The organism is Cellulomonas pasadenensis (genome assembly GCF_047229365.1).
In the GTDB taxonomy this organism is placed as follows: Bacteria; Actinomycetota; Actinomycetes; order Actinomycetales; family Cellulomonadaceae; genus Cellulomonas.
The window spans coordinates 18,881-44,738 of sequence record NZ_JBFTEP010000013.1 but is presented as its reverse complement, the minus strand read 5'-3'; the positions used below and the strand labels follow the sequence as shown (position 1 = coordinate 44,738).

The following is a 25,858-nucleotide window of genomic DNA, read 5'->3' as shown; positions in this document are numbered from 1 at the left end:
CGTCCCAGCACCCGCCCGGTCGGGGTGCCGGCCGGGGGCACGCGCGTCCCGCCCGGCTCGACGTCCCCCGGGGCGACCGCCACGGCGCTGGCGTCGGCCCGGCGCAGCACGTCGACGACCCGCGCCGCGCGCGCCCGCACGTCCGGCTGGTGCACCGCGCCGCCGTCGGCGGTCCGCCGCCGCGCCCGCACCGCGGCGCGTCCCCGCACCCGGCGCGCGGGGGCGAGCGCGTGCACGACGGCACCGCGCGCGTCCTCGGCGACGGGGGCCAGCCCGCGGGCCCGCAGCACGTCGAGCAGCTCGGCGGTCGTGGCGTCGGCGACGAGCACGGTCGGCGCGAGCGCGCGCAGGCCGAGGCCGGCGAGCCGCGGGTCGTCCGCGAGCCCGGCGAGCAGCGCGGGGTCGTCCGACCGCACGTACGCCGACGCGGCGCCCGCCCGCAGGCGTCCGTGCCGGCGGGCGACGTCCCGGACCAGGTACTCGAGCGGCTGCGGCACGCGCCCGCGCGACGCCGCACCCAGCCGCGCGAGCAGCTCGTCCGCCGACGCGCCGGCGTCGAGCGCGCGGCGCACCGTCTCCGTCGTGAACCGCACCGTGACCGCGCCGCCGCGGGACTCGACCCGCGCGGCGCTCTCCAGCAGCTCCTCGAGCGCGGCGCTCGGCCGCCCGGGGACGACACCCGTCAGGTCGCCCTGCAGCAGCACCTCGTCGACGGCGTCGGGCAGGTCGGCGGCGAGGGCCGCGGCCGGGTCGGGGGCGGACGCGGGGTCGCCGCCGTCGAGCGCGGCGTCCTCGGCGAGCAGCGCCCGACCCGCACCGGACAGCGCGCCGGCGCCGAGCACGCCGAGCCTCCCGGCCTCGTCGAGCACGGCGTCGACCGCGGTACGCGGCGGCACCGCGCGGGGCGTCCGCCAGCGCAGCAGCGCGTGCACGTCGTCGGCGGTGGGGGACGTGCCGGGCGGCAGGTCCGCGAGCACGTCGAGCACCGTGCGGCGCAGCCGCGGCACCCACGGCCGCGCGAGCTCCGGGTCGAGCGCCGCCCGCAGCGTGCCGCGCTCGTCGCGCTCGCCCACGAGCCACGGCGTCCGGGCCGAGAGCAGCCACGCCCGCGCGAGCCGCACCCAGCGGTGCGGCACGTCCTCGGCGTCCCACACGTCCGACTCGACCGTCGGGACGAACGCGGGCGTCTCCTCGCCGTCGTCGGCGACGAGCCCGGCGGACCCGGCGGTCTCGACGAGCCACGCGGCGTCGCCGTCCTCGACGTCGAGCGCCTGCGCGGTGCGCCGCAGGTCGCGCGAGCCGAGCCCGCCGGCCCGCAGCACGCCCGGCGGCGACTGCTCCCACAGCTCCACCAGCTGGCGCACGAGCCGGACCGTCCGCTCCGCGGCGGCCGTCGACTCCGCGGCGACCAGCGCGGCGGGGCGCACGGGCGCGTCGGCGGCGGCGGTCGGCGCGAGCGCCGGTGCGCGGTGCGTGCGTCCGGCGCGCAGGAGCAGGGCGACGTCCCGCGGCAGCAGGACGTGCCGGTCGTCGCCGCGCACGAGCAGCCCCTGCCGCACGAGCCAGTCGACGGCGTCCGCCGCGGGGCCGCCGGCCGGGGCGCGTCCGACGGGCGGGCCCCACAGCAGCGCGTCGACCACCTGCCCGGCCGCGGGCGGTGCGTCGGCGAGCACGGTGCGCGGGTCGGCGGGGGCGTCGACGCCCGTGCGGCGCCGCTCGGACACGGGCGCCAGGCCGGCCACGGTGGCGCCCAGCGCGTCCGGCAGGCCCGGCGCGGCGTGCAGGCCGGCGTCGTCGGACCACAGCAGCGCCAGGTCGACCGCGGTGCCGAGGGCCCGGTGCACGGCCGCGGCGGCCTCGTCGTCCGCGTCGGCGCCGACCGCGCGCACGACGTCGTCGGGGCGCGGCGCGGGCGCCTGCGGGTCCTCGGTGAGGACGACGACCGACTCGACGACCTGCAGCACGAGCCCGTCGGCGCCGGAGAGCGCGCGGTCCAGGCTGGACCTGCTCGTGGCCCGCGCGGCGAGCGACGCGAGGGTCGCCGGCGAGGGCGTGGCCAGGTCGGGACGGCGCGCGAGCAGGGCGACGAGGTCGTCGTCGCTGCGCGCCCGCAGGTACCCGGAGAACGTGGCCATCCGCACCACGATACGAGCGCGGCGGACCCGGCACCGCCGCAACGGCCCCTCACCTGCCCCGTCGCCCGGCCACCATGACGCGTCGAACCGGTACTTGTGCAGCGTCCGGAGCCGGGATCGCTGCACGACGGCCGGTTCGCGGGTTGCTCGGTCCGGTGGCCGGTCAGTCGCGGGTCGACGCGTCGGGCGTCCGTCGAACCGGTGGTCGTGCAGCGTCCGGGGCCGGGACGGCCGTACAACGGCCGGTTCGTGGGCTGGTCGGTCGGCCGGGGGTCGACGCGTCGGCAGCGCGTCGAACCGGTGCTTGTGCAGCGTCCGGAGCCGGGATGGCTGCACGACGGCCGGGTCGCGCGCCGCGGTGGGCGGCCGTCGGTGTCGCCGCGGCGTCCGCGGCCCCCGAAGGCACGGCCCGGTCTCGCGGTCGTGCCGTGTGGGATGGTGGGACGACCGGGCGACGAGAGGTGGCAGACGTGGACGAGCGGACCGGCACCACGGGAGCGGACGGCACGACCGGCACGGCGGTGACCGCCGACGTCCTCGCCGCGCTGCGCGCCGACGCCCTGGCGGACCTGCCGCGCACGGCGGCGCTGCGCCACGCGCTGCACCGCGTCCCCGAGATCGGGCTCGACCTGCCGGACACGCAGCGCCTCGTCCTCGACGCGCTCGCGGACCTCGGGCTCGAGGTGCACACCGGCCGGGGGCTGTCGTCGGTCACCGCGGTGCTGCGCGGCGGACGCCCCGGCCCGGCGGTGCTGCTGCGCGGCGACATGGACGCGCTGCCCGTGGCCGAGGAGACGGGCGAGGAGTTCGCCTCCGAGCGGCCGGGCGTCATGCACGCGTGCGGGCACGACCTGCACGTCGCGGGGCTCGTCGGCGCGGCGCGCCTGCTCGCGGCGCGGCGGGACGAGATCGCCGGGTCCGTCGTCCTCATGTTCCAGCCGGGCGAGGAGGGGTGGCACGGCGCGCGCCTGATGATCGACGAGGGCGTGCTCGAGGCCGCCGGCACGCGCGCCGTCGCCGCGTACGGGCTGCACGTCGTGTCGTCGCTCCTGCCCGCGGGCGTCGTCTCGGGGCGGCCGGGGACGATGATGGCGGCGTCCGACACGGTCCGCATCACCGTGCACGGGCGGGGCGGGCACGCCTCGAAGCCGCACCTCGCGCAGGACCCGGTGCCCGTGGCCGCCGAGATCGTGCTGGCCCTGCACGCGATGGTGACGCGCCAGTTCGACGTCTTCGACCCGCTGGTCGTCACGGTGGGGCACGTCCGCGCCGGCAACCGCGACAACGTCATCCCCGACGACGCGCACATCGAGGCGACGGTCCGCACGTTCAGCGCGGCGACGCACGCGGTGGTGCCCGACCGGGTCGCGCGGCTCGCCGAGCACGTCGCGGCGGCGCACGGCCTGTCCGCGACCGTCGACTACGAGCGCGGCTACCCGGTGACGTCCAACGACGCCCACGAGGCCGACCGCGCCGAGCGCGTCAGCCGCGCGCTGCTCGGGGACGCCGCGTGGGTCACGGCCGACGCACCCGTGCCCGGTGCCGAGGACTTCAGCTACGTGCTGCAGGAGGTGCCGGGCGCGTTCGTGTTCGTCGGCGCCACGCCGCACGGCGACGACCCCGCCACCGCGCCGTACAACCACTCGCCGCGCGCCCGCTTCGCCGACGACGCGCTCGCGGCCGGCTCGGCCCTGCTCGCCGCGCTCGCGCTGGACCGCCTCGCGGAGGGCTGAGGCCCGCCCACCACCCGGTCAGCCCGACGCGTGCCGCACGCACGTCGTCGCGGTCGGGCGCGCCACCAGCCGGGCCGCGTCGATCGGCTCCCCGCCGACCGCGCACACCCCGTACGTGCCGGCGTCGAGCCGGGCGAGCGCCGCGTCGACCTCGACGAGCCGCCGCCCCGCGTCGGCCGCGAGCGCCTCGAGCTGCGCGCGCTCGAACGCGATCGTCGCGCCCTCGGGGTCGTGCTCGTCGTCCACGTTGGCGCCCCGCGCCGCGTCCACGACGTCGGTGCGCGCGGCACCCAGCGACGCGAGGCGGTCCGCCGCCTCGGCGCGCAGCTCGAGCAGCCGCGCGCGGGCACGGTCGGCGACGGGCTCGTCCGCGTCCACCCGGGTGACCTCCACCTGCACAGTCCAGCACCGGCCACCGACATCCGCCGCCGACGTCCGCCGCGGGCCGCCCGCGCGCCCGCGGGCACGTCCCCTATGCGCGTGCGCCTGCCGGTAGCCTGGATGTGCGTCCACGTGCCGTGGGCGCACGCGTCTTTCCGAGGAGTCGGCAGTGCCCACCGGCAAGGTCAAGTGGTTCGACACCGAGCGTGGCTTCGGCTTCATCGCCAGCGACGACGGTGGCGAGGTGTTCCTGCACGCGTCCGCGCTGCCCGCGGGCGTCACCGCGCCCAAGCCCGGCACGCGCGTGGACTTCGGCGTGGCCGACGGCCGGCGCGGCCCGCAGGCGCTCTCGGTCACCGTCCTCGACCCCGTCCCGTCCGTCGTGAAGGCGAAGCGCGTGCCCGCCGACGAGATGGCCGTGGTCGTCGAGGACCTCATCAAGGTGCTCGACAAGGTCGGCAACGACCTGCGTCGCGGCCGGTACCCCGAGGGGGCGCGCGCCGGGCAGTACGCCACGCTGCTGCGCGCCGTCGCGGACAAGCTCGAGGCCTGACGTGGCCGCGACGAAGGACGCCGTCCTCGACCGTGCCGTCGACCTCGCGCGCGAGGTCGCGGTCGAGATCGCCGAGGAGCCGACGCACGTCGGCGAGTACCTGGGCGCCGTGCGCGAGTCGGAGCGGCTCGTGTCCCACCGGTTCGCGTGCACCGCGCGCGGGTACCGCGGGTGGGCGTGGACCGTGACGGTCGCGCGCGTGCCCCGCGGCCGCACCGCCACGGTGTGCGAGGCGGAGCTGCTGCCCGGCGACGACGCGATCCTGCCGCGCCCGTGGGTGCCGTGGTCGGAGCGCCTGCGCCCCGGCGACATCGGCCCGGGCGACGTGCTGCCGTTCCGCCCCGACGACCCGCGCCTCGAGCCGGGCTGGACGCCCACGGGCGACCCCGAGCTCGACGAGGTCGCGATCGACGAGTTCGCGCTCGCGCGCGTGCGGGTGCTGTCCCCGCAGGGCCGCGACGAGGCCGCCGAGCGCTGGTACCGCGGGTCCCGCGGGCCGACGAGCGCCGGTGCGGTCGCGTCCGCGGCGGCGTGCGCGTCGTGCGGGTTCCTGGTGAAGCTGCAGGGGTCGCTCGGCACGGTGTTCGGCGTGTGCGCGAACGCGTGGTCGCCGGACGACGGCAAGGTCGTCAGCCTCGACCACGGCTGCGGCGCGCACTCGGAGACCGACGTCGAGCCGGTGCCGTCGGAGTGGCCCGCACCGGACCCGCTCATCGACGAGACCAGCATCGACGTCGTCGACCGCGGCCGCGCCGCGCCGGTGGAGCCCGAGCCGGTCGTCGTCGTGCCGGTGGACGAGTCGACGGACGAGCCGTCCGACGCGACGCCGCCCGACGACGTCCCGACGCCCGCCGCGCCCGCGGAGGAGGTCGGCGACGCGGTGACCGGTGAGACGGCGCCCGCGCCCGAGGGCGAGTCGCCCGCGACGGAGGACGTGCCGGCCGACGAGGACGCCGCCGCGCCGACGCCGGCCGAGTCCGCGGTCGCCGAGGGCGCCCCCGCGGACGACAGCCCCGCGGACGACAGCCCCGCGGACGACAGCCCCGTTGACGACACCCCGACCGACGCCGCCACCCCCGACGACGCCACCCCCGCCGACCAGACCCCCGACGGCGGCGACGCACCCGCCCTCCCGTGACCGCCGACGTCTTCGGCACCGCCGCCCTGCGCGCGGCGGTGCTGGAGGCGTGGCGGGCGTCGCCCGCGCGTCTGCGCGAGGACGCGAACACCGAGGAGGACCACGCCCGCGGCTACTACCGCGACCGCGTGGTGGTCGAGCTCGCCCAGAACGCCGCCGACGCGGCGGCCCGCGCGGGCGTCCCGGGGCGCCTGCTGCTGCGCCTGACGACCGGCCCGACCGGCGTCGCGGAGCTCGTCGCCGCGAACACGGGTGCGCCCCTCGACGCCGTCGGCGTGGCCTCGCTCGCCTCCATGCGCGCGTCGGCCAAGCGGGACGCGGCGCCGTCAACGGTCGGGCGGTTCGGCGTCGGCTTCGCGGCGGTGCGCGCGGTCGCGGACGACGTGACGGTCGCCTCCACCACGGGCGCGGTGCGGTTCTCGCTGGACGCCACCCGCGCCGCCCTCGCGGACACCGCCGCGCGCGAGGCGTCCCACGGCCGCCCCGAGCTGGCCGCGGAGGCCGACCGCCGCGAGGGGTCGCTGCCGGCGCTGCGCCTGCCGTGGGAGTCCGACGCCCGCCCACCCGCCGGCTACGACACGGCGGTCGTCCTCACGCTCCGCGACGCCGCCGCGGCCGACGCGGTGCGCGCGCTGCTCGCCGAGGTCGGCGACGCGCTGCTGCTCGCGCTGCCGGGGCTCGTCGAGGTGGTCGTCGAGGACGACGACGCGCCCCCGCGCCGGCTCGCGGCGGTGACGGACCGCTGGCACGTCCGCACGGTCGAGGGGGAGCTGCCGCTGGCGCTGACGGCCGACCGGCCGGTCGAGGAGCGCAGCGCCCGCCGCTGGCGCGTCACGTGGGCGGTGCCGCGCGACGGCGCGGGCGTGCGACCGCCCGGGGTGGTGCACGCGCCGACGCCCACGGACGAGCCCCTCGGCCTGCCGGCGCTGCTCGTCGCGACGCTCCCGCTCGACCCGTCGCGCCGGCACGTCGTCGCCGGCCCCCTCACCGACGCCGTCCTGGACCACGCCGCCGACGCCTACGCGGCGCTCCTCGGCGACCTCGCCGCCGCCGGTCGCGACGTCCTCGACCTCGTCCCGACGGGCCTGCCGGACGGCCCGCTCGACGCGGCCCTGCGCGAGCGCGCCGTCGCGGCGCTGACCCGCACGCCCGTCCTCACCCCGGCGACGCCCGCAGCCGTGACCGCCGACCCCGTGACCGCCGACCCTGTGACCGCCGACCCCGTGACCCCCGACCCGACGACGCCCGACCCGGCGGCAGCCGACGAACGGCCCACCGCACCCCGCACCCCCCGCGTCGCCCCGCGCGACGCGACCCTCGTCCGCGACCTCACCGACCCGGCCGCGGTCCGCGCGCTCGGCACCGTCCTGGCCGGCCTCGTCGACGTCCCGCCCGCCGGCCGCGCCGCCGCCCGCGCGCTCGGCGTCGAGGAGCGCACGCTCGCGGAGGTCGTCGACGACCTGCCCGCGGGCGACGGAGTCGACTGGCCGGCCCTCTACGACGCCCTCGAGCCGGCGGCCGCCGACCCGCGCACGCGCGAGTCGCTGGGCGCGCTGCCCGTGCCGCTCGCCGACGGCCGCACGGTCCGCGGGGCGCGCGGCACGGCGGTCCTCGACGGCGACCTCGCGGACGCGCTCGCGCCCGACACCCTCGCCGTCCTCCGCGCGGGCGGCCTGCGCGTCGTCGACCCGCGCGCGGCCCGCCCCCTGCTCGTGCGCCTCGGTGCGGACCAGCCGGACGCGGCGGCCCTGCTCGCGCACCCGGCCGTGCGCGCCGCGGTCCTCGCGCAGGCCGACGACGACGACCTCGACCACGCCCGGCGCGTCACCGACGCCGTCCTCGACCTGGTCGCGGCCCTGCCGGCGGTCCGCGACGCCGCGGCTTCCCACGACGTCCACACCCACGCCGCTCCCGCCCACGACGCCCCCGCCCACGTCGCCCCTTCCCACGACCTCGTCCCCCCGGACGCCGCCCCCTGGCTCGGCCTCCTCACCCTCCACGCCGCCGACGGCGAGCCGTCGCCGGCGCACGGGCTCGTCCTGCCGGGCTCCCCGGCGGCGGCCCTGCTCGACGACCGCGTGCTCGCCCCGGTCGCCCTCGACGCCGTCGACCGCTGGGGCCCGGCGGTCCTCACGGCGGTGGGCGTCCGCGCGGACCTCGTCGTCACGCGCGTGCCGGACGTCGTCACGGGCGTGCTCGCGGACGACGACCCGGACGACCCGGCGGCGCTCGCCGCGGCGTCCCTGGACGGCTGGACGGAGTACGTCGACCACCTCGCCGACGCGGTCGGCGCGGGCCTGTACGTGGGAGACGTGGACGCGGTCGCGGACCTCGACGCCGTGGCGGAGGACGCGTGGCCGGACGTGCTCGTGCACGTGGCGTCCCGCCCGCACCTGCGCGCGGCGCTGCTGACGCCCGCCCGTGCGGAGGGCGCGGGCACGCCGCTGCCGTCGTACGCCGCGTGGTGGCTTCGTACGCGCGTGGAGCCGTCGCTGCCGGCGGTGTTCGCGCTGGCGGGGTCGGACGCGCCGGCGGGCCTGCTGCCGCCCGTGCCGCGCGCGTACGCCCACCTGGACCCGGACGTGCTGCGCGCGCTCGGCGGCGTCGGCTCGCTCGCGGAGCTGGGCCCGGCGGACTGGGACGAGGTGCTCGACCGGCTGGGCCCGCCGGGCACGCGCGTGCCGCCGGCGGTCGCGGCGGCCGTGTGGCGGGCGTGGGCGGCGGACGACGTCCCGGGCGCGCTCGCCCCCGACGTCGTCGTCGCGCTGACCGGCGACCCGGACGCGGGCCCCGCCGTCGTCGCGGAGGCGTCGTCCGCCGTCGTCGCCGACGGCCCGTCGTGGTGGCAGCGCCGCGACCTGGGGGCCGTGGTGCCCGTCCCGCCCGGCACGAACGCCCCCCGCGTCGCCGAGCGCCTCGACGTGCCGCGCGCCGCGGAGTCCGCCGACGGGCGCGTCGACGAGCCCGGGGACGTCGAGCCCGTGCCGGACGCGGTCGCCGACCTGCTCACCGGGGTCCCGGCCGTCTGGGAGCGGCACGACGACCTCACGGTCGACGGCGAGCCGGTCGAGTGGTGGGTCGAGGGCGCGGGCGCCGACGCGCGCGTGCACGCCGTGCACCTGGCCGGCCTCGCCGCGGGCCTGGCGGCCGCCGCCGGCGCGTGGCACCTGCGCGCGGCGCTCGAGGCGCTCCTGGTCGAGCCGGGCCGCCCGGACGCCGTCCTCGACGTCCTGCTCGGCTGAGCGCCCGCCACGCCTTCCTCGCCACGCCCACCCGCTCCCACCGCGCGCTTCCGTCCCCGCTCGCTACTGTGCGAGACGCAGAGCCGGTCTCGAGGGGGAGATGACATGGCCGATCGCAGGGGGCCCGCGCGCGGACGCGACGGGCACGTGCGGGAGCAGGACGTGCTGGTGCAGGACCCGGCGCTGCCGCCGGTGGCGCTGGACGCGGACGCCGTCGAGGCGGAGCACCGCCGCTGGACGCCGCTGCGCATCGCGGTGTGGGCGGCGGTCGCGCTGCTGGGCGGCGTGGCGTGGGTGGTCATCGCGGTGGTGCGCGGCGAGACGGTGAACGCGATCTGGTTCGTGTTCGCGGCCGTCTGCACGTACCTCATCGCGTACCGGTTCTACTCGCGGTACATCGAGAAGCACGTGCTGCGCCCGGACGACCGGCGCGCGACGCCCGCCGAGTACTCCGCGGACGGCAAGGACTTCGTCACGACGGACCGCCGCGTGCTGTTCGGGCACCACTTCGCCGCGATCGCGGGCGCCGGGCCGCTGGTCGGGCCGGTGCTGGCGGCGCAGATGGGCTACCTGCCGGGGACCATCTGGATCATCGTCGGCGTCGTGCTGGCGGGTGCGGTGCAGGACTACCTGGTGCTGTTCTTCTCGATGCGCCGCGGCGGCCGCTCGCTCGGGCAGATGGCGCGGGACGAGCTCGGCGTCGTCGGTGGGACGGCGGCGCTGCTGGCGACGCTCGTCATCATGGTGATCATCGTCGCGATCCTGGCGCTGGTGGTCGTCAACGCGCTCGCGGAGAGCCCGTGGGGCGTCTTCTCGGTGGCGATGACGATCCCGATCGCGCTGCTCATGGGCGTGTACCTGCGGTTCCTGCGGCCCGGCAAGGTCGCCGAGGTGTCGGTCATCGGGTTCGTGCTGCTGCTCGCGGCGATCGTCGGCGGCGGCCTCATCGCCGAGACGTCGTGGGGCGTGGAGCTGTTCACGCTCGACCGCACGACCATCGCGTGGGGCATCGTCGTGTACGGGTTCGTCGCCGCGGTGCTGCCGGTGTGGCTGCTGCTCGCGCCGCGCGACTACCTGTCGACGTTCATGAAGATCGGCACGATCGTCATGCTCGCCGTCGCGATCGTCGTCGTGCGGCCGGTGCTGGAGCAGCCGGCGGTCAGCGAGTTCGCGAGCACGGGCACCGGGCCGGTCGTCGCGGGGTCGCTGTTCCCGTTCCTGTTCGTGACGATCGCGTGCGGTGCGCTGTCCGGCTTCCACGCGCTCATCGCGTCGGGCACCACCCCGAAGCTCGTCGAGAAGGAGCGCCAGACGCGCCTCATCGGCTACGGCGGCATGCTCATGGAGTCGTTCGTGGCGATCATGGCGCTGGTCGCGGCGCTGTCGATCGACCGCGGCATCTACTTCGCGATGAACGCGTCGGCGGCCGCGACGGGCGGCACCGTGGAGGGTGCCGTCGCGTTCGTCAACGGGCTGGGCCTGACGGGCGTCGACCTGACGCCGCAGATGCTCGAGCAGACGGCGAGCGACGTCGGCGAGGAGACGATCGTGTCCCGCACGGGCGGCGCCCCGACGCTGTCGGTGGGCCTCGCGCACATCATGCAGCAGGTGGTCGGCGGCTCCGGGATGATGGCGTTCTGGTACCACTTCGCGATCATGTTCGAGGCGCTGTTCATCCTCACCGCCGTCGACGCCGGCACGCGCGTGGCGCGGTTCATGCTGCAGGACAGCATCGGCAACGTCATCCCGCGGTTCCGCGACACGTCGTGGCGGGTGGGCGCGTGGGTCGCGACCGGGGTGATGGTCGCCGCGTGGGGCGCGGTGCTGCTCATGGGCGTCACCGACCCGCTCGGCGGCATCAACACGCTGTTCCCGCTGTTCGGCATCGCGAACCAGCTGCTCGCGGCCATCGCGCTCGCGGTGTGCATGGCGATCATCGCCAAGCACGGGCGCGCCCGGTACCTGTGGGTGGTGCTGCTGCCGCTGGGGTTCGCGGCGGCGGTGACCATCACGGCGTCGTTCCAGAAGATCTTCTCGCCCGTCCCGGCCATCGGGTACTTCGCGCAGCACCGCGCGTTCCGGGACGCGCTGGACGCGGGGGAGACGAGCTTCGGCACGGCGACGAGCGTCGAGGCGATGCGCGCGGTGGTGCGCAACACGATGATCCAGGGCGTGCTGTCCGTGCTGTTCGTGACGCTCGCGATCGTCGTCATCCTCACGGCCGCGTGGGCGACGTACCGGTCGGTGCGGTCCGGCGGGGCGCCGAGCGCCGAGGTGCCGGCGACGCCGTCGCGGATCTTCGCGCCCGCCGGGTTCCTGCCGACGCCGCCCGAGAAGGAGCTCGAGGCGCGGTGGCGCGAGCACGAGGAGGCGCACCCGCGCGTGCGGTCCGGGGGGCACGGGTGACGGCGACGCGGGTGACGACGACGCGGGGGACGAGGGCGCGGGGGACGACGGCGCGGGCGACGACGGCGGCGCGGGGGACGACGGCGGCGCGGTGGCACGCCGTCGTGCGGTTCCTGCGCGCGCTGCTCGGCGAGGACGCCTACGACCGGTACCTCGAGCACGAGGCCGCGCACGGGCGCTCGCCGGGCGACCCGGGGGTGATGACGGCGCGCGAGTTCTGGCGCGACCGCACGGACCGGCAGGACCGGTCGCCGCAGGGGCGGTGCTGCTGAGGCGGCCGCCGTCCTGGGCGCCTGACCTGTCCGTTTGACCCCGAAAGGTCACGGTCGGGTAACGTCACCGCCGTGCCCGAGCTCCCGGTGGTCCGCCGACGCGAGATCCGACGCTGGCAGCAGCGCCGGCGGCGCCGCGGGCCGTGGTCGCGGCTGCTCGCGCCGGTCGGCGCGCTGGCCCTCGCGTCCGGTGCCGTCGTCGCCCTCGCGCCGGGTGCGCAGGCCCCGGTCGCGCTGACCGCGGCCGTCGAGGTGGACGACCGCCGCGACGACGCCGCCTCGCGCACCGCCGAGCGGGCCGCGACGCCCACGGCGTCGCCGACCGCCTCCGCGACCGCCGCCCCGACACCGACCGCCGCGCCGCCCGAGCCGACGGTCACCCCGGAGGCGGCCGCCGCACCGGAGCCGGCCCCCGAGGCGCCCGCAGCACCCGCTCCCGAGCCCGCGCCGGAGCCCCGCCGGCAGCAGGCCGCCGCGGCCCCGGAGGCGGCGCCCGCCGCCGCGCCGGCGTCCGCACCGGCCGACGCCATGGCCGCCCGGATCGTCGAGCTGACGAACGCCGAGCGCCGCGCCGCCGGGCTGGGCGATCTCGCGGTGTCGGCGTGCGCGGCGCAGCAGGCGCTCGCCCGCACCGCGGTGCTGGTGGCGGAGGGCCGGTTCGAGCACGACCCGCTGCAGCCGATCCTCGCGGCCTGCCCGTCGCGGACGGTGGGCGAGAACCTGTCGCTCGGCTACCCGACCGCCGAGGCGGCGGTGACGGGCTGGATGAACTCGTCGGGGCACAGGGCGAACATCCTGCGGACGTCGTACGGGCAGATAGGCGTGGGCTGCACGTCGGGTCCGCGCGGGTGGCTGTGCGCGCAGGTGTTCCTGGGTTGAGCGGTCCTGCTCCGCCGCGGCGACGCGCCGGGGCCGTCAGGCGGCGTCGACGCCCGCGCGGTCGGTCCCGGGCTGGTCGGCGCCCGTCTGGTCGCTGCCCGGCTGCGGCTGGTGCGCGCGGGACCAGACGATCCCGACGATGCCGACGAGCGTGCCGGCGACGCACACGGCGACGGTGAGGCCCGTCGCGTGCCCGGACGCCCACAGGGCCGTGCTGACCAGCAGCGCGAGCGCCCACACGACGGTGCCGCCGGACATCACGCGGGTGAGGTCGACGTCGAGCGGCGGGGGCGGTGTGCGCTGCGGGTGCAGGAGGACGTCGAGGAGGGAGCGCACCCGCCGATCGTAGTGCGGGGGCGTCAGCGCCCGGGAGACGTCAGGGCGGCGGCGAGCGCGTCGACGGCCGGTGCCATCGCGTCGAACGACGCCCGGTACACGGTGTCGGACTGGCCGATGGGGTCGACGACGTCGTCGTCCCCGCCGCCGGCGAGGTGCCGCACGGCCGCGGCGAGCGCCGGCAGGGCGCGCACCCGCTCGCCGGGCGTGGCACCGGCGGCCGCGAGGGCGGCGGGGTCGACGTGCCGCAGCAGCCGCGCCAGCTCGAGCAGCGTGAACGTGCGGCGCACCGCGGCGGGCGCGTGCTCGACGATGGCGGACCGGTGCCCGCGCGTGAGCGCGACGACTAGGTCGACGTCCCGCAGCACCGCCGGTGTGAGCTGCCGCGCGACGAACCCGTCGGCGCTCGCGCCCGCGGCCGCCATGAGCGGCACCATCGGCGCGCTCACGCCCGACCCGACGACCGCCCGCGTGCCCGCGGACTCCACGACGACGTCCGTGCCCGCCAGCCGCTGGCGCAGCAGCCGCTCGACGGCGGGGGAGCGGCAGATGTTCCCGGTGCACACGGTGAGGATGCGAGCGGGGTCGGGAGGCGTGGTCACCGGACCATCCTGCCGGACCCCTCGCGGCGCTCAGGTGCCGTGTCACCCGATGTGCCGCGCCCCATCTCGGGCGTCCCGACGCGGACCGGGACGTGCCGGGCGGTGCGCGACGTGGCTCCCGGCGCGCACAGGGGCGCTGCGTAGACTCGCGGCGCCGTAGGGGAGACGCGCAGTGCATGGGGGGCGAGTGACGAGCATCGGTGACGGTTCGATCCGCGCGGAGCAGCAGTGGGAGCCGATGCCGGCGGACGCACCTCGGAGCCGTCGCCGGGCGCCGGCACGCCGGCCCGCACGCCGTGGTCGGCGGGTCATGCTGCTGGTCTGCTCCGGCGTCCTGCTGGTCGTCCTGGGGCTCGGCGCCTGGCTGGCCGTGGACGGCCTGCGTGCGCGGGACGAGCTGCTCGCGGGAGCCGGCCTCGTGACGACGCTGCAGGACCACGTCGTGAACGGCGACCGTGACGCCGCTGCGACGACGTTGGCCGAGCTGCAGGACCACGCCGAGGCGGCGCAGGCGCGCACCCACGGCCCGCACTGGTCGATCGCCGAGGCGCTGCCGTGGTTCGGTGACGACGTGCGTGCCGTGCAGACGGTCGCGGAGGTCGTCGACTCGCTGGCGACGGACGCGCTGCCAGGCCTCATGGACGCGACCGAGCTGGTCGACCCCGCGCGGCTGGCGCCGACGGACGGGCGCGTCGACCTGGCGCCGCTGCAGGCGGCCGCGCCGGTGGTGGTCGCTGCCGACGCGACCGTGCAGGACGCCCTCGAGCGCGTCACGGCGATCGACACCGAGGGACTCGTGAGCGCTGTTGGCGGCCCGGTCGAGCAGCTCGCCACACAGGTGCAGCAGGTGGCGATGACCACCGCCACCGCGGCGCGAGCGGTGCAGCTGCTGCCCCCGATGCTCGGGGCGGACGGTCCTCGCGACTACCTCCTGCTGGTGCAGAACAACGCGGAGCCGCGCGCTCTCGGCGGCATCCCCGGTGCGGTGATCCTGCTGCGGGCGGACGCCGGTGCCGTGGAGCTGGTGGAGCTGCGCAACGCCTCGGGCCCACTCGGTTCGCTGCCCGAGCCGGCGCTCCCCGTCAGCAACGTCGAGCGGTTCCTCCTCGGCGACCAGCTGGGCAGGTACATGGCGGACGTGACGTTCACGCCGGACTTCCCCCGCGCCGCCGAGATGGCAAAGGCGATCTGGGAGCAGCAGATTGGTGGTGCGGTGTCCGGTGTGGTCTCGCTCGACACCGGTGCGCTGGCCGCCGTCCTCGGGTCGACGGGCTCGGTGCCGATCCCGCCCGGAGCCGTCCAGGACGCGGTGGGGCCGGAGCTGACGGCAGAGAACGCGGTGGAGGTGCTGAACAACACCGTCTACCGCCTGGTGGAGGACACGGTCGAGCAGGACGCGTTCTACGCGGCGACCGGCAAGGCGGTCTTCGACGCCGCGCTCGCGGGAGAGGGAAGCCCTGCTGCGACCATCACGGCGCTTGCCGGGGCGGCGGATCGCGGTCAGCTGACGGTGTGGTCGGCGCGGGAGAAGGAGCAGGCGCGCCTCGCCGGCACGGTGCTGAGCGGGGAGCTCCGCGGCGTCCGTGACGGTGACCCCGTGCTGGGGCTCTTCCTCAACGACGGCACCGGGTCGAAGATCGGGTACTACCTGCGGACCGAGGTGCGCGTGTCTCCCGGCGAGTGCGCGGTCGACGGTACGCGCCTGATCGCCATGGACGTCACGTTCACGTCGACGGCTCCGCCCGAGGTCGTGGACATGCCGCCCTACATCAGCGGGGGACGGGTGCTCGAGCCGGGCAGGATGCGGTTCAACGCGTTGGCGTACGCGCCGAGCGACGGCTACATCGAGGACGCCGTGGCGAGCGACGGCACGACGGGCGGTGCATCGCACGTGCACGACGGCCTCTCCGTCCTCGCGAGGACGATCGAGCTGGCTCCCGGTGAGTCGATGGGGATGAAGTACCGATTCCGTACCGGCCCGTCACAAAACGGTCGACCAGTCGTCCGCATGACTCCGCTGATCGATCAGCAGGTGAACGTGGACGATGGCTGGCGTTGTTCGTGATGATGCGTATGCTGTGAGACGTTCGATCTGTCCAGGGCTGCTCAGCCCAGCTGTACAGCCCAACGGGGGGGCCCATCGTGAACCGTCGTCTTCTTTCCCTCGCCGCTGCCGCGGCACTCGTGCTCGTGCCCGCTGCTGCCGCGCAGGCGTACGTCGCGCCCGGCACCGACTTCGAGGTGAGCGACTCGACGCCCGCCCCGGGTGAGTCGTTCCAGGTCGTCTTCGAGGGCGCCACCGTCGGCGAGGACTACACGCTCACCATCACGTCGAACCCGGCGTCGATCCCGAGCAGCGACATCCAGATCGCCGGTACCGCGTCGCTCACGAAGACGGCGACGAGCAACACCGTCGCCTTCACGGTGACGCTCCGCTCGGCCGGTAGCTTCCGCCTCGCGGTCACCGACGAGTCGGGCGCGCTGGTCGCCGACTCGACCGTCACCGTCCGTGCCGCCGCCGCGGCCGGCGGTGCCTCCGGTTCGGCCGGTAGTAGCGGCGCGCTCGCCGTGACCGGTGCGGACCCGCTGGCCCTCGGACTCGGTGCGGCCGGCGTGATCGCCCTCGGCGCGGGCGCGGTGTACGTCGTCCGCCGCCGTCAGACCGCTGGCGTCTGATACCCCCTCGCAACGTGAAGATGGGCCCGGGGCCGAAGCCCCGGGTCCATCTCGCGTTGAGCGGTGCAAGGCGTCTTCGGCCGGCTATGTGCGCGGTGCGTTACCGACGCGGCTCTCAGCCGCCTGAAGTTGACGCCGCATAGCCCCACGTCGTTCCGCTGTCTCTAGGGCTGCCCCGAAAGGCTGGTTCGTATATCCCTGCCGCGGGAGTGGTCGTCGCGCGTGCTGCGGGGAGGTCTCGCCATCCCCACGACCGGAACGGCTCGCCCGCGACGAAATGCGGGAATTTGTACCGCGCAAACGGGTCCGCGTTCAACAGTTAGGCTCCTGGTATGCGCATCGCCGTAGTGGCTCTGGGAAAGATCGGGCTTCCGCTCGCCGTTCAGTTCGCAGCCTCCGGCCACGATGTTGTTGGCGTCGACGTCAACGCCGAGGTCGTACGCCTGGTGAACTCGGCGACGGAGCCCTTCCCGGGTGAAGCCGGCCTCCAGGAGAAGCTCACTGAGCTCGTGCCGACGGGCCGCCTGCGCGCCACGACTGACTACGGGGATGCGGTCCCCGGCGCCGACGCGGTCGTCATCGTCGTGCCGCTGTTCGTCGACGACGCGACGTGGGAGCCGGACTTCGCGTGGATGGACGCAGCGACCCGGTCGCTGGCTGAGCATCTCACGCCGGGCACGCTCGTCTCGTACGAGACGACCCTTCCCGTCGGCACCACGCGCAAGCGCTGGAAGCCGATCCTGGAGGAGGTCTCCGGTCTTCGCGAGGGCGAGGACTTCGACCTGGTCTTCTCGCCCGAGCGCGTTCTCACTGGCCGCGTCTTCGCAGATCTGCGGAAGTATCCCAAGCTCGTCGGTGCGCTCTCCGCCGCGGGTGCCGAGAAGGCACGCGACTTCTACGAGTCGGTTCTCCAGTTCGACGACCGCGGCGACCTGCCTCGGCCGAACGGCGTGTGGGACCTCGGGAGCGCCGAGGCCGCGGAGCTCGCGAAGCTCGCGGAGACGACCTACCGCGACGTGAACATCGGTCTCGCGAACCAGTTCGCCTTGTTCGCGTCCGACAACGGGATCGACGTGCACCAGGTGATCGAGGCGTGCAACTCGCAGCCGTACAGCCACATTCACCGCCCCGGCATCGCCGTCGGCGGGCACTGCATCCCCGTGTACCCGCGCCTGTACCTGTCGACCGACCCGGACGCTGAGATCGTGCGCACAGCACGACTGCTGAACGCCTCCATGCCTGCGCGTCTCGTGGAGCAGGCCGCGAGCCTCCTCGGCTCGCTGGACGGTCTCCAGGCGGTGGTCCTCGGCGCCGCGTACCGCGGCGGGGTGAAGGAGACGGCGTTCTCCGGCGTGTTCGCGACGGTCGAGGCGCTACGGGCGCACGGTTCGACGGTGCGTGTGCACGACCCCCTGTACAGCGATGACGAGCTGCGTGCACTGGGCTTCGAGCCCTACGCGATGGGCGGCCCGGTCGACCTGGTCGTCGTGCAGGCCGACCACAGCGTCTACCGCGAGCTGACGGCGGCGGAGCTGCCGGGAATCCGGCTGCTGGTCGACGGGCGGAACATCACCGACGCCGCCGCATGGAGGGGAACGCCGCGCATCGTCGTCGGCATGGGCGCCCATGACCAGCTGGCCGGCCGTGCCTGACCACGTGCGCATCGCCGACTCCGCAGACGTGGCGGCAGACGCTCTCCTCGGCGAGGGGACCTCCGTGTGGCACCTCGCCCAGGTCCGTGAGGGGGCACGTCTCGGCCGTGACTGCATCATCGGTCGTGGTGCGTACGTCGGCTCGGGCGTCGTCATGGGTGACAGCTGCAAGGTGCAGAACTACGCGCTCGTCTACGAGCCTGCGCACCTGGCCGACGGCGTCTTCATCGGACCCGCGGTGGTCCTCACCAACGATCACTACCCCCGAGCGATCAATCCCGACGGCACGCGCAAGGCAGCGTCGGACTGGCAGCCGGTGGGAGTGACCATCGACCGCGGAGCCTCTATCGGAGCCAGTTCCACCTGCGTGGCGCCGGTCCGGATCGGCAAGTGGGCGCTCGTGGGTTCCGGCTCGGTGGTCATCCGCGACGTGCCCGACTTCGCGGTCGTGGTCGGGACCCCGGCGCGCCGGGTGGGCTGGGTCGGCAAGGCCGGGCAGCCGTTGGTCGCCGGCGACGGTGCCGGGGTCTGGGTCTGTCCCGTGACCGGCGAACGCTACATCGAGGCCGATGGCCTCCTGACGGAGGAAGTGCCGTGACCGAATTCATCCCCGCTGCCAAGCCGATCATCGGCGACGACGAGCGCGCGGCTGTCGACCGGGTGCTGCGCAGCGGCATGATCGCGCAGGGGCCGGAGGTCGCGGCCTTCGAGGAGGAGTTCTCCGAGCACTTCCGACTCGGTCGTCCGAGTGTCGCCGTGAACTCGGGGACGTCCGGACTGCACCTGGGTCTGCTGGCGGCAGGGGTCGGTCCGGGGGACGAGGTTATCGTCCCGTCGTTCACCTTCGCGGCCACCGGCAACTCCGTGGCGCTCACCGGAGCCACCCCCGTGTTCGCGGACATCGAGCCGCACACGTTCTCGCTGGATCCGGTCGCGGTGGAGGCCGCGATCACGCCGCGTACGAAGGGCATCCTCGCGGTGCACCTGTACGGACACCCGGCGCGGGTCCGGGAGCTGGAGGCCATCGCGAACCGGCACGGCATCGCCCTCTACGAGGACGCGGCGCAGGCGCACGGCGCCTCGCTCGATGGGCGGCCGGTGGGGTCCTTCGGCGAGTTCGCGATGTTCAGCCTCTACCCGACGAAGAACATGACCAGCGGAGAGGGCGGCATGGTGGTCGCCGGGTCAGGCGAAATCGCCCGGAGCGTCCGACTGCTGCGGAACCAGGGCATGGAGAAGCAGTACGAGAACGAGGTCGTGGGGTTCAACGCCAGGATGACCGACGTCCATGCCGCGATCGGCCGGGTGCAGCTCACGAAGGTCGACGAGTGGACGCGTGCGCGTCAGGCCAACGCGGCTTTCTTCGACTCCGGGCTCACAGGCGTGGTCGTTCCCCCTGTCGAGGAGGGGGCTGTGCACGTCTACCACCAGTACACGATCCGCGTGGGCGAGGACCGTGACGGCTTCGTCCGCGCGCTGCGCGAGGAGCACGGGATCGGGAGTGGTGTGTACTACCCGATCCCGAACCACAGGCTGCCGTCGCTGGCGCGCTACGCGCCGGCGCTTGACCTCCCTGAGACGGAGAGGGCCGCCCGGGAGGTCGTCTCACTGCCGGTCCACCCGTCGCTGTCGCAGGCGGACCTCGAGCGCATCGTCGCCGCGGTAAACGCCCTCGTCCGGGCGGGCGCGTGATGAGCACGCTGCGTGCCGGCCTGCTCGGCGTCGGGATGATGGGGCGTCACCACGCGCGCGTGCTGCGCGAGATGCCGGGCGTCGAGCTTGTGGCGATCGCCGACGCGGGTGGCGATCCGCACGGTGTCGCCGGCGACCTCGCGATCCTGCCCGACGTCGACGCGCTCATCGCCGCGGGGCTCGACGTGGCGGTGGTAGCCGTCCCGACGCAGTTCCACGAGGAGGCCGCGCTGCGTCTCGCGGACGCCGGCGTCCACACGCTCGTGGAGAAGCCCATCGCCCACTCGCTCGACGCGGGCCGCCGTATGGTTGACGCCTTCGCCGCGGCTGGTCTCGTAGGCGCCGTCGGTCACATCGAGCGGTTCAATCCGGCCTTGCAGGAGCTGCGCCGACGCCTGGCCGCGGGCGAGCTCGGCACCGTCTACCAGATACAGACGCGTCGCCAAGGACCGTTCCCGGCGCGGATCGCCGACGTCGGCGTCGCGAAGGACCTCGCGTCGCACGACGTCGACCTGACCGCGTGGGTGGCGCAGTCCCCGTACGCGTCTGTATTCGCGCACACCGCCCACCAGTCCGGCCGGGAGCACGAGGACCTGATCGCCATCACCGGCCAGCTCGTGTCGGGCGTTGTCGTCAACCACTTGGTCAACTGGCTGAGCCCGCTGAAGGAACGCGTGACGATCGTGACGGGGGAAAAGGGCACCTTCGTCGCCGACACCGGCACAGGGGACCTGACCTTCTACGCGAACGGCACCGTCCGCTTCGAGTGGGACCAGGTCGCCGCCTTTCGGGGCGTGACGGAGGGGGACGTGACGCGCTTCGCGTTCCCGAAGCGCGAGCCGCTGCGGGTCGAGCACGAGGCGTTTCGTAACGCCGTCCTCGGGAAGCCGAGCGACGTCGTGACGATGGAGCAGGGGCTCCAGACCTTGATGGCAGTCGAGGCGGCCCTGGCATCGGCGCGGGACCGTGCGGTTACGACGGTCGGCTGACCCGGCGGCCCCTGCCGCGCGGTGCTGGAGGGTGGTCGAGACAGGAGCACGCGACATGGGTGGCGGGAACAGGGTGGCGGCGTGAGCGCAGGCTTGAGCGCGTCGGCGTCGCACCGCGTCTGGATCGTCAACCATTTCGCCTCGGCACCCCACAAGTCGGGTGGTGGGGGGCGGCACTATTCGATGGCCAGGTGGCTCGGTGCCAGGGGCTGGACGGCCACCGTCATCGGGTCGACCACGGTGCACCCCACGGGGCAGCAGGCGTTTTCCGGCACGCGTCTGACCAGGCGGCAGGTGGAGGACGGCGTCGACTGCCTCTGGATCTGGTCCAACTCGTACGTGTCGGGGTCCGCCATGCGGGTGCTCGGCATGGTGGTGTTCGCGGTGGGCGTCCTTATCCCCGGCAGCACGCGCCGGCTGGGGCGCCCCGACGTCGTCATCGGCAGTACGGTCCACCTGCTGGCCGCCTGGGCGGGGTACCGCCTGGCACGCCGCCATCGGGTGCCGTTCGTATTCGAGATACGCGACGTGTGGCCCGAGACGCTGGTGGACCTTGGGGCGATGAAGGAATCGAGCGTCGCCGCGCGCGCGATCAAGCGACTCTCGCTCTTCCTTGCACGGCGCGCCGCGATGGTGATCTCCCCGTTACCGGGCGTCGGCCGCTACCTCGAGGAGAACGGCGTCCCGACGCCATTCGAGTGGATTCCCAACGGCACGGAGGTGCCGCTGGTGGAGGTCGGTCACCCGGCCGGCACCGCGGGTCCGGGCCCCTTCACGTTCATGTACCTCGGGTCGCACGGTCGTGCCAACGCGCTGGATACGCTCCTGACCGCCTTCGACCGTGCGTGCGCCCTGCTGCCCGGCACCGATCTCAGCTTCCGGTTGGTGGGCAGCGGTCCGGAGAAGGACGCGCTCCGGCGCTCTGCCGCGGACCTCGCCCACGGAGACCGCATCCGGTTCGAGGACCGCATCCCGCGCGCCGCGGTGAACGCGCGTGCGGGTGAGGCCGATTGCCTGGTCGCGAACCTGAGGGACCGGCCGGTGTACCGCTTCGGGATCAGCCTGAACAAGTTGTACGACTACTTCCTCGCCGCGCGCCCGATCATTCTTGCCAGCAACGCGATGAACGATCCCGTGAGCGACGCCGGCGCCGGGACCACCGTCGCCGCCGACGACGCGGACGCGGTGGCGCATGCCATGGTCGCGATGGTTCGCGCGTCCGACGACGAGCGGCGCCTCATGGGTGAGCGGGGACGAGCGTTCGTGACCGAGCAGTACTCCTACCAAGCGCTCGCTGCGCGGCTGGCGAAGGCGCTCGATCGCGTGCTCGAGTCGTCGAGGACGTCGGCCTCGTGACGAGCTCCGTCGGCACCGCGCGAGCTGAGGACCGGACCACATGTCGGAGACCGCATGAACACCAATGACCGCAGCGCTTACCCGGCTCGCGGGAGACGCGTGGTGCACGTCAGCTCGGCGCACCCGTGGATCGACAACCGCATCCACTACCGCGAGTGCGAGAGCCTCGCGGCCGCCGGCTTCGACGTCACGCTCGTCGCTGTCGCCAGCGACGTGGATTCTTACCGCGGGTCGACGCGCGTCATGCAGATACCCCGACGCTCCCGGGCTCGGCGTCTGCTGCTGGGTGCGCCGCAGGCGGTGCTCCGGGCGGTCCGCACGCGCAGCGACGTCGTTCATCTGCACGACCCAGAGCTCATCTGGGCGATCCCGCTCTTCCGCGCACTCGGCAGGAAAGTGGTCTACGACGCCCACGAGGACCTGCCCCAGCAGGTCAGGACCAAGGCGTACCTGACGGGTTGGCGGCGCACCGGGGCGATCGTGCTGGCTCGTCTGCTGGTCCGGACCGCGCGGTACGCCGACCGCGTGGTAGCTGCGACGGAGTCGGTCGCCGAACGGTTCCCGCCCGAGAAGGTCACGGTCATCCACAACTACCCGCCCCTGTTGGCGGCGGAGCAGGAGCTGACGCCGATCGCGCAGCGTGCCCGCGTGGCGCTGTACGTCGGGTCCCTCGGGTGGAACCGCGGCCTGCGGACGATGGCGTCGCTGCCGAGCGCCCCGTCCTTCCCGGAGGGGTGGGAGGTCCGGGTCGTGGGCCCCATCGGGTCGGCGATGCGGGACGAGGCGATCGCTGCGGGCGGGGTGCAGCCCGCGACCATCGTCGGGCCGCTCGCGCCCGCGGTGGCGCGCGGAGAGATGGCGCGGGCGCGCATCGGACTGGTGCTGCTTCGTGCCACACCTGCCTACGTCGAGTCGCTGCCAACCAAGATGTTCGAGTACTTCGCCGCCGGCATGCCGGTGATCGCGTCCGACTTCCCGGCCTGGCGTGCGATCGTCAGGGACGGTGACTGCGGGCTGCTAGTGGATCCGGAGGACCCGGACGCGGTGGCCCGGGCGTTGCGCCGGTACGAGGAGGAGCCGGAGCTGCTCGAGCGGCACTCGACGAACGCCCGCAGGCTCGCCGAGACCCGGTACAACTGGGGCTCGGAGGCGTCGGCGCTCGTCGACCTCTACGAGAGTCTCGTCCGCCGTTGAGCATCGTCAGCCACCTCCGGGCGGCATTGCGCAAGCCCGTCTCGCGCATCCTCCTGGGCAGCCTGCTGGGTCAGGGTCTTGTGCTCGCGGTCTCGCCCGTCCTGACGCGGCTGTACGCGCCTGCCGACTTCGGCGCCTTCGCCCTGGTTACGGCGGTGGTCGCGACCTTGACCGGGGTGGTGAGCCTCAGCTGGGAGCGCGCGATCGTTCTTCCGAGCGAGAGGGCGGACGCCGCCGCGCTCGTCCTTCTCGGTCTCGTGAGCTCCCTGTCGTTCGGGACTCTCCTCGGCGTCGTGGCCTACGCCGGCCGGCACGTCTGGAGCGACGTGCTGGGCAGCGACGTGCTTGTCGACTACTGGTGGTTGATCCCGCTCACAGTGACGCTCGTCGGCGTGCAGGCGCAGTTGTCGTCCTGGTTGGTGCGCAGGAAGCAGTACGGGTCGCTCGCCGGGCGGAACGCTGCCATGGGTGTTGGGCAGGCCCTGACGAGCGTCGCGCTCGGTCTGCTGGGCGTGGTGCCGCTTGGGCTCCTGCTCAGCCTCGCTGCCGCCCGAGTGGCGAGTCTGGCGACGGTCGGAGGCCGCGCGGTGGGTGACCTCCCGTTGCGGGAGGGGTGGTCGAGGCTCGCGACGGCGGCGCGCCGGTACCGGCGCTTCCCCCTCGTCAACACGTGGTCGCGGCTTGTGAACTCCCTGGGCCTGCAGATGCCGGTGATCCTGCTGATCTCCGCGTACGGGGACGTGCTGATCGGTTTCTACGCGCTGACCCTGCGGGTGCTGGCATCGCCCGTGGGCATCGTCGTGGACGCCACGAGCCAGTACTTCGAGGCGACGTTCTCCGAGCGGATCAGACGCCAATCGGGTGGGCTTGCGCCGCTCCTCACGAGGTTCGCGGGCCGGATGGCCCTGATCGGCATCGTGCCGACGGTGCTGGTCCTCGTCGCCTCGCCGGTCCTGTTCGGCACGATATTCGGCGACGAGTGGCGCGAGTCGGGGGTGTACGCCCAGATCGTCGTCCTGACGTATCTTGCGCAGTTCGCGATCGTCCCGATATCGAGGACCTTGACCCTCCTCGAGCGCCAGGTTGCCCAGCTCGCCTGGGATGCTGCGCGAGCGGTCGCCACCATCTCCGTCGTCGTTATGTGCATGGTCCTCGACATCGACTTCCGGTGGTGCATAGCTGTGCTCACGCTAGTCAACGTGGCGGCGTACCTGGCGCTGTTCTTGTTGAGCCTGACCGCCGCCCGTGGCGGAGAGCCGACGCCGGTCGCCATGACCGATCCTCGAGGCTGATCGGCCACCTTGGCGCGACTGCCATCAGATGCTCGGGTTCGCACCACGGTGCACCACGGGCGGGTGGCGCTGCGTTCGAGCGCCGCCGAGCCGGGACTCCGGTGCTTGAGCGCGGAGGTGTCCTCCTCGCGGTCCCATCATCGCGATGGCCAACATCACCCACACGAGCCGGTTGCTGTTGATGTCTCCCGAGACCATGGCGTTCACCAGAGCGAAGACGAGCAGACCGAGTGTCAGGAAATCACCAGCGACGTTGGCTCCGCGGATGCTGCGTACGGTGCCGATGGCGACGATCAAGCAAAGGAGGATGCCAGTAGTCCATCCCGCCTCGGCGAAGACTTCTAGGATGACGTTATGCGGATAGGTATATGTGCCCCACAGCACTTGGGTGTCCGAGAAACTTCCGACCCCCACGCCGAGCGGGTGATCTGGGATCGCTTCTGCGGTGCCGCGCCAGAGCTCGTTTCTCGCTCGTGTGGACGTGTCCCGAGTCCCTTCGAAGAAGCCAAAGATGCGGGATGTGCCGTCGGTCGAAGCGCGTTCTGCTATGGCTGCCCCTCCGAAGATCACGGCCGTAAGGACTGCGATCATCCAGCCGTTGCTACGCCGCGTCGCCAACGCAACCGCGCACACGGCGAGCACTGCGAGTGCGGTCGCTATGAAGGGGCCACGGGATCCGGTACTCAGCAGGCCCCACAGGAGGACGGGCGTGAGGGCGCCGTAAGTAAGGCGCCTGCGCACTGTGGTTGTGGACCAGACGGCGCGAATCACGCACACGACAATTCCCGCTCCGAGAACGCGTGCCGCCCCGATGGTGTTCGTGCCGTCGAACGTCACTCGCGTGGAGTAATCCGCCACGGAAGCCGGGTTGGTGATGGTGAGCACCGCTGCAATGGAAGCGATGCCCAACGTGGCCGAGAAGAAGTAGTCCAGGTGTGACCTCTCCCTGAAGAGCACGAAGGGGCTAAGCATCAAGACCGCCGTGACGGTGAACAGTGTAAGGACCTTGGTGCGCCCGTAATCGCTTCCGGGCGCGTCGAACGATGCGACGGAAAAAGCGAGCAGAAGGACAAAGAAAGGTGCTGATGAGTTCAGCCGCGTGGGTCGAGTGAAGAGAAGCAGTGAGGCCCAGGCCGCTACCGCTACGCCTAGCAGTAGCGTGAGATCGACGGGAACCCAGGCGAGTAGTGGTGTGGCCTTCAACTGCCCAGCGTTGATGAGAAGCGCCAAGAGCACAGGCCCAACGGCTTGCACCGGACTGGAGGGTCGTCGCGGGTCCGTGGCTTCCGGTCGTGTTCTGTGTCGCCTAGTTGATCCTTGCATGTCGACC

21 protein-coding genes are annotated in these 25,858 nt (G+C 74.2%); 16 read left to right on the top strand and 5 right to left on the bottom strand.

Annotated features, from left to right (window positions below; translation table 11 throughout):
* On the bottom strand, positions 1–2,135 hold a 2,135-nt coding region (locus AB6N23_RS03585), incomplete at its 3' end, for a helicase-associated domain-containing protein (protein WP_412864725.1).
* Between the two features lie 470 nt (positions 2,136–2,605).
* Here AB6N23_RS03585 and AB6N23_RS03580 point away from each other — a divergent pair.
* On the top strand, positions 2,606–3,868 hold the full coding sequence (locus AB6N23_RS03580) for a M20 metallopeptidase family protein (RefSeq protein WP_412864724.1): 1,263 nt from the start codon (positions 2,606–2,608) through the stop codon (positions 3,866–3,868).
* 18 nt (positions 3,869–3,886) lie between these two features.
* Here AB6N23_RS03580 and AB6N23_RS03575 read toward each other — a convergent pair whose 3' ends face one another.
* Entirely contained in the window at positions 3,887–4,261 is a 375-nt protein-coding gene (locus AB6N23_RS03575; protein ID WP_412864723.1) for a TraR/DksA family transcriptional regulator, read from the bottom strand.
* A gap of 157 nt (positions 4,262–4,418) precedes the next feature.
* Here AB6N23_RS03575 and AB6N23_RS03570 point away from each other — a divergent pair, with 157 nt between their 5' ends.
* The 6 genes from AB6N23_RS03570 (at position 4,419) to AB6N23_RS03545 (ending at position 12,739) form a co-directional block, all read left to right on the top strand.
* Positions 4,419–4,802, top strand: a complete 384-nt coding sequence (locus AB6N23_RS03570; protein ID WP_378200120.1) for a cold-shock protein — start codon at positions 4,419–4,421, stop codon at positions 4,800–4,802.
* 1 nt (position 4,803) lies between these two features.
* The gene (locus AB6N23_RS03565) at positions 4,804–5,940 is read left to right on the top strand and encodes a DUF3027 domain-containing protein (RefSeq protein WP_412864722.1); all 1,137 of its coding nucleotides are present in this window, start codon (positions 4,804–4,806) and stop codon (positions 5,938–5,940) included.
* Entirely contained in the window at positions 5,937–9,182 is a 3,246-nt protein-coding gene (locus tag AB6N23_RS03560; protein WP_412864721.1) for a sacsin N-terminal ATP-binding-like domain-containing protein, read from the top strand. The genes AB6N23_RS03565 and AB6N23_RS03560 overlap by 4 nt, the downstream gene beginning before the upstream one ends.
* 105 nt (positions 9,183–9,287) lie before the next feature.
* Entirely contained in the window at positions 9,288–11,588 is a 2,301-nt protein-coding gene (locus AB6N23_RS03555; protein WP_412864720.1) for a carbon starvation CstA family protein, read from the top strand.
* A gap of 11 nt (positions 11,589–11,599) precedes the next feature.
* Positions 11,600–11,860, top strand: coding sequence for a YbdD/YjiX family protein (locus AB6N23_RS03550; RefSeq protein WP_412864719.1), 261 nt, complete (start codon positions 11,600–11,602; stop codon positions 11,858–11,860).
* Positions 11,861–11,932: 72 nt separating this feature from the next.
* Complete coding sequence (locus AB6N23_RS03545; RefSeq protein ID WP_412864718.1) at positions 11,933–12,739, top strand: CAP domain-containing protein; 807 nt, start codon at positions 11,933–11,935, stop codon at positions 12,737–12,739.
* A gap of 36 nt (positions 12,740–12,775) precedes the next feature.
* Here the strand turns inward: AB6N23_RS03545 and AB6N23_RS03540 are convergent, their stop codons facing one another.
* Positions 12,776–13,075: a DUF2530 domain-containing protein gene (locus AB6N23_RS03540; protein ID WP_412864717.1), complete on the bottom strand. Its 300-nt coding sequence runs from the start codon at positions 13,073–13,075 to the stop codon at positions 12,776–12,778.
* Between the two features lie 23 nt (positions 13,076–13,098).
* Positions 13,099–13,677: an arsenate reductase/protein-tyrosine-phosphatase family protein gene (locus AB6N23_RS03535; protein ID WP_412864716.1), complete on the bottom strand. Its 579-nt coding sequence runs from the start codon at positions 13,675–13,677 to the stop codon at positions 13,099–13,101.
* Between the two features lie 310 nt (positions 13,678–13,987).
* Between AB6N23_RS03535 and AB6N23_RS03530 the strand changes: the two genes are divergently transcribed.
* The 9 genes from AB6N23_RS03530 (at position 13,988) to AB6N23_RS03490 (ending at position 24,528) form a co-directional block, all read left to right on the top strand.
* On the top strand, positions 13,988–15,742 hold the full coding sequence (locus AB6N23_RS03530) for a DUF4012 domain-containing protein (protein WP_412864715.1): 1,755 nt from the start codon (positions 13,988–13,990) through the stop codon (positions 15,740–15,742).
* 125 nt (positions 15,743–15,867) lie between these two features.
* Positions 15,868–16,353 carry a peptidase gene (locus AB6N23_RS03525; RefSeq protein WP_412864714.1) on the top strand — a complete coding sequence of 162 codons (486 nt, stop codon included), beginning with the start codon at positions 15,868–15,870 and terminating at the stop codon, positions 16,351–16,353.
* A gap of 332 nt (positions 16,354–16,685) precedes the next feature.
* Positions 16,686–18,005, top strand: coding sequence for a nucleotide sugar dehydrogenase (locus AB6N23_RS03520; RefSeq protein WP_412864713.1), 1,320 nt, complete (start codon positions 16,686–16,688; stop codon positions 18,003–18,005).
* Positions 17,980–18,603 carry an acyltransferase gene (locus tag AB6N23_RS03515; protein WP_412864712.1) on the top strand — a complete coding sequence of 208 codons (624 nt, stop codon included), beginning with the start codon at positions 17,980–17,982 and terminating at the stop codon, positions 18,601–18,603. Before AB6N23_RS03520 ends, AB6N23_RS03515 begins: the two co-directional genes overlap by 26 nt.
* Complete coding sequence (locus tag AB6N23_RS03510; protein ID WP_412864711.1) at positions 18,600–19,697, top strand: DegT/DnrJ/EryC1/StrS family aminotransferase; 1,098 nt, start codon at positions 18,600–18,602, stop codon at positions 19,695–19,697. The genes AB6N23_RS03515 and AB6N23_RS03510 overlap by 4 nt, the downstream gene beginning before the upstream one ends.
* On the top strand, positions 19,697–20,686 hold the full coding sequence (locus AB6N23_RS03505; protein ID WP_412864726.1) for a Gfo/Idh/MocA family oxidoreductase: 990 nt from the start codon (positions 19,697–19,699) through the stop codon (positions 20,684–20,686). The genes AB6N23_RS03510 and AB6N23_RS03505 overlap by 1 nt, the downstream gene beginning before the upstream one ends.
* A gap of 81 nt (positions 20,687–20,767) precedes the next feature.
* Positions 20,768–22,042: a glycosyltransferase family 4 protein gene (locus tag AB6N23_RS03500; protein WP_412864710.1), complete on the top strand. Its 1,275-nt coding sequence runs from the start codon at positions 20,768–20,770 to the stop codon at positions 22,040–22,042.
* Between the two features lie 99 nt (positions 22,043–22,141).
* Positions 22,142–23,236, top strand: a complete 1,095-nt coding sequence (locus AB6N23_RS03495) for a glycosyltransferase family 4 protein (protein ID WP_412864709.1) — start codon at positions 22,142–22,144, stop codon at positions 23,234–23,236.
* Complete coding sequence (locus tag AB6N23_RS03490; RefSeq protein WP_412864708.1) at positions 23,233–24,528, top strand: lipopolysaccharide biosynthesis protein; 1,296 nt, start codon at positions 23,233–23,235, stop codon at positions 24,526–24,528. The genes AB6N23_RS03495 and AB6N23_RS03490 overlap by 4 nt, the downstream gene beginning before the upstream one ends.
* Before the next feature lie 24 nt (positions 24,529–24,552).
* Here the strand turns inward: AB6N23_RS03490 and AB6N23_RS03485 are convergent, their stop codons facing one another.
* Positions 24,553–25,758: an O-antigen ligase family protein gene (locus AB6N23_RS03485; RefSeq protein ID WP_412864707.1), complete on the bottom strand. Its 1,206-nt coding sequence runs from the start codon at positions 25,756–25,758 to the stop codon at positions 24,553–24,555.
* Positions 25,759–25,858 lie beyond the last annotated feature (100 nt).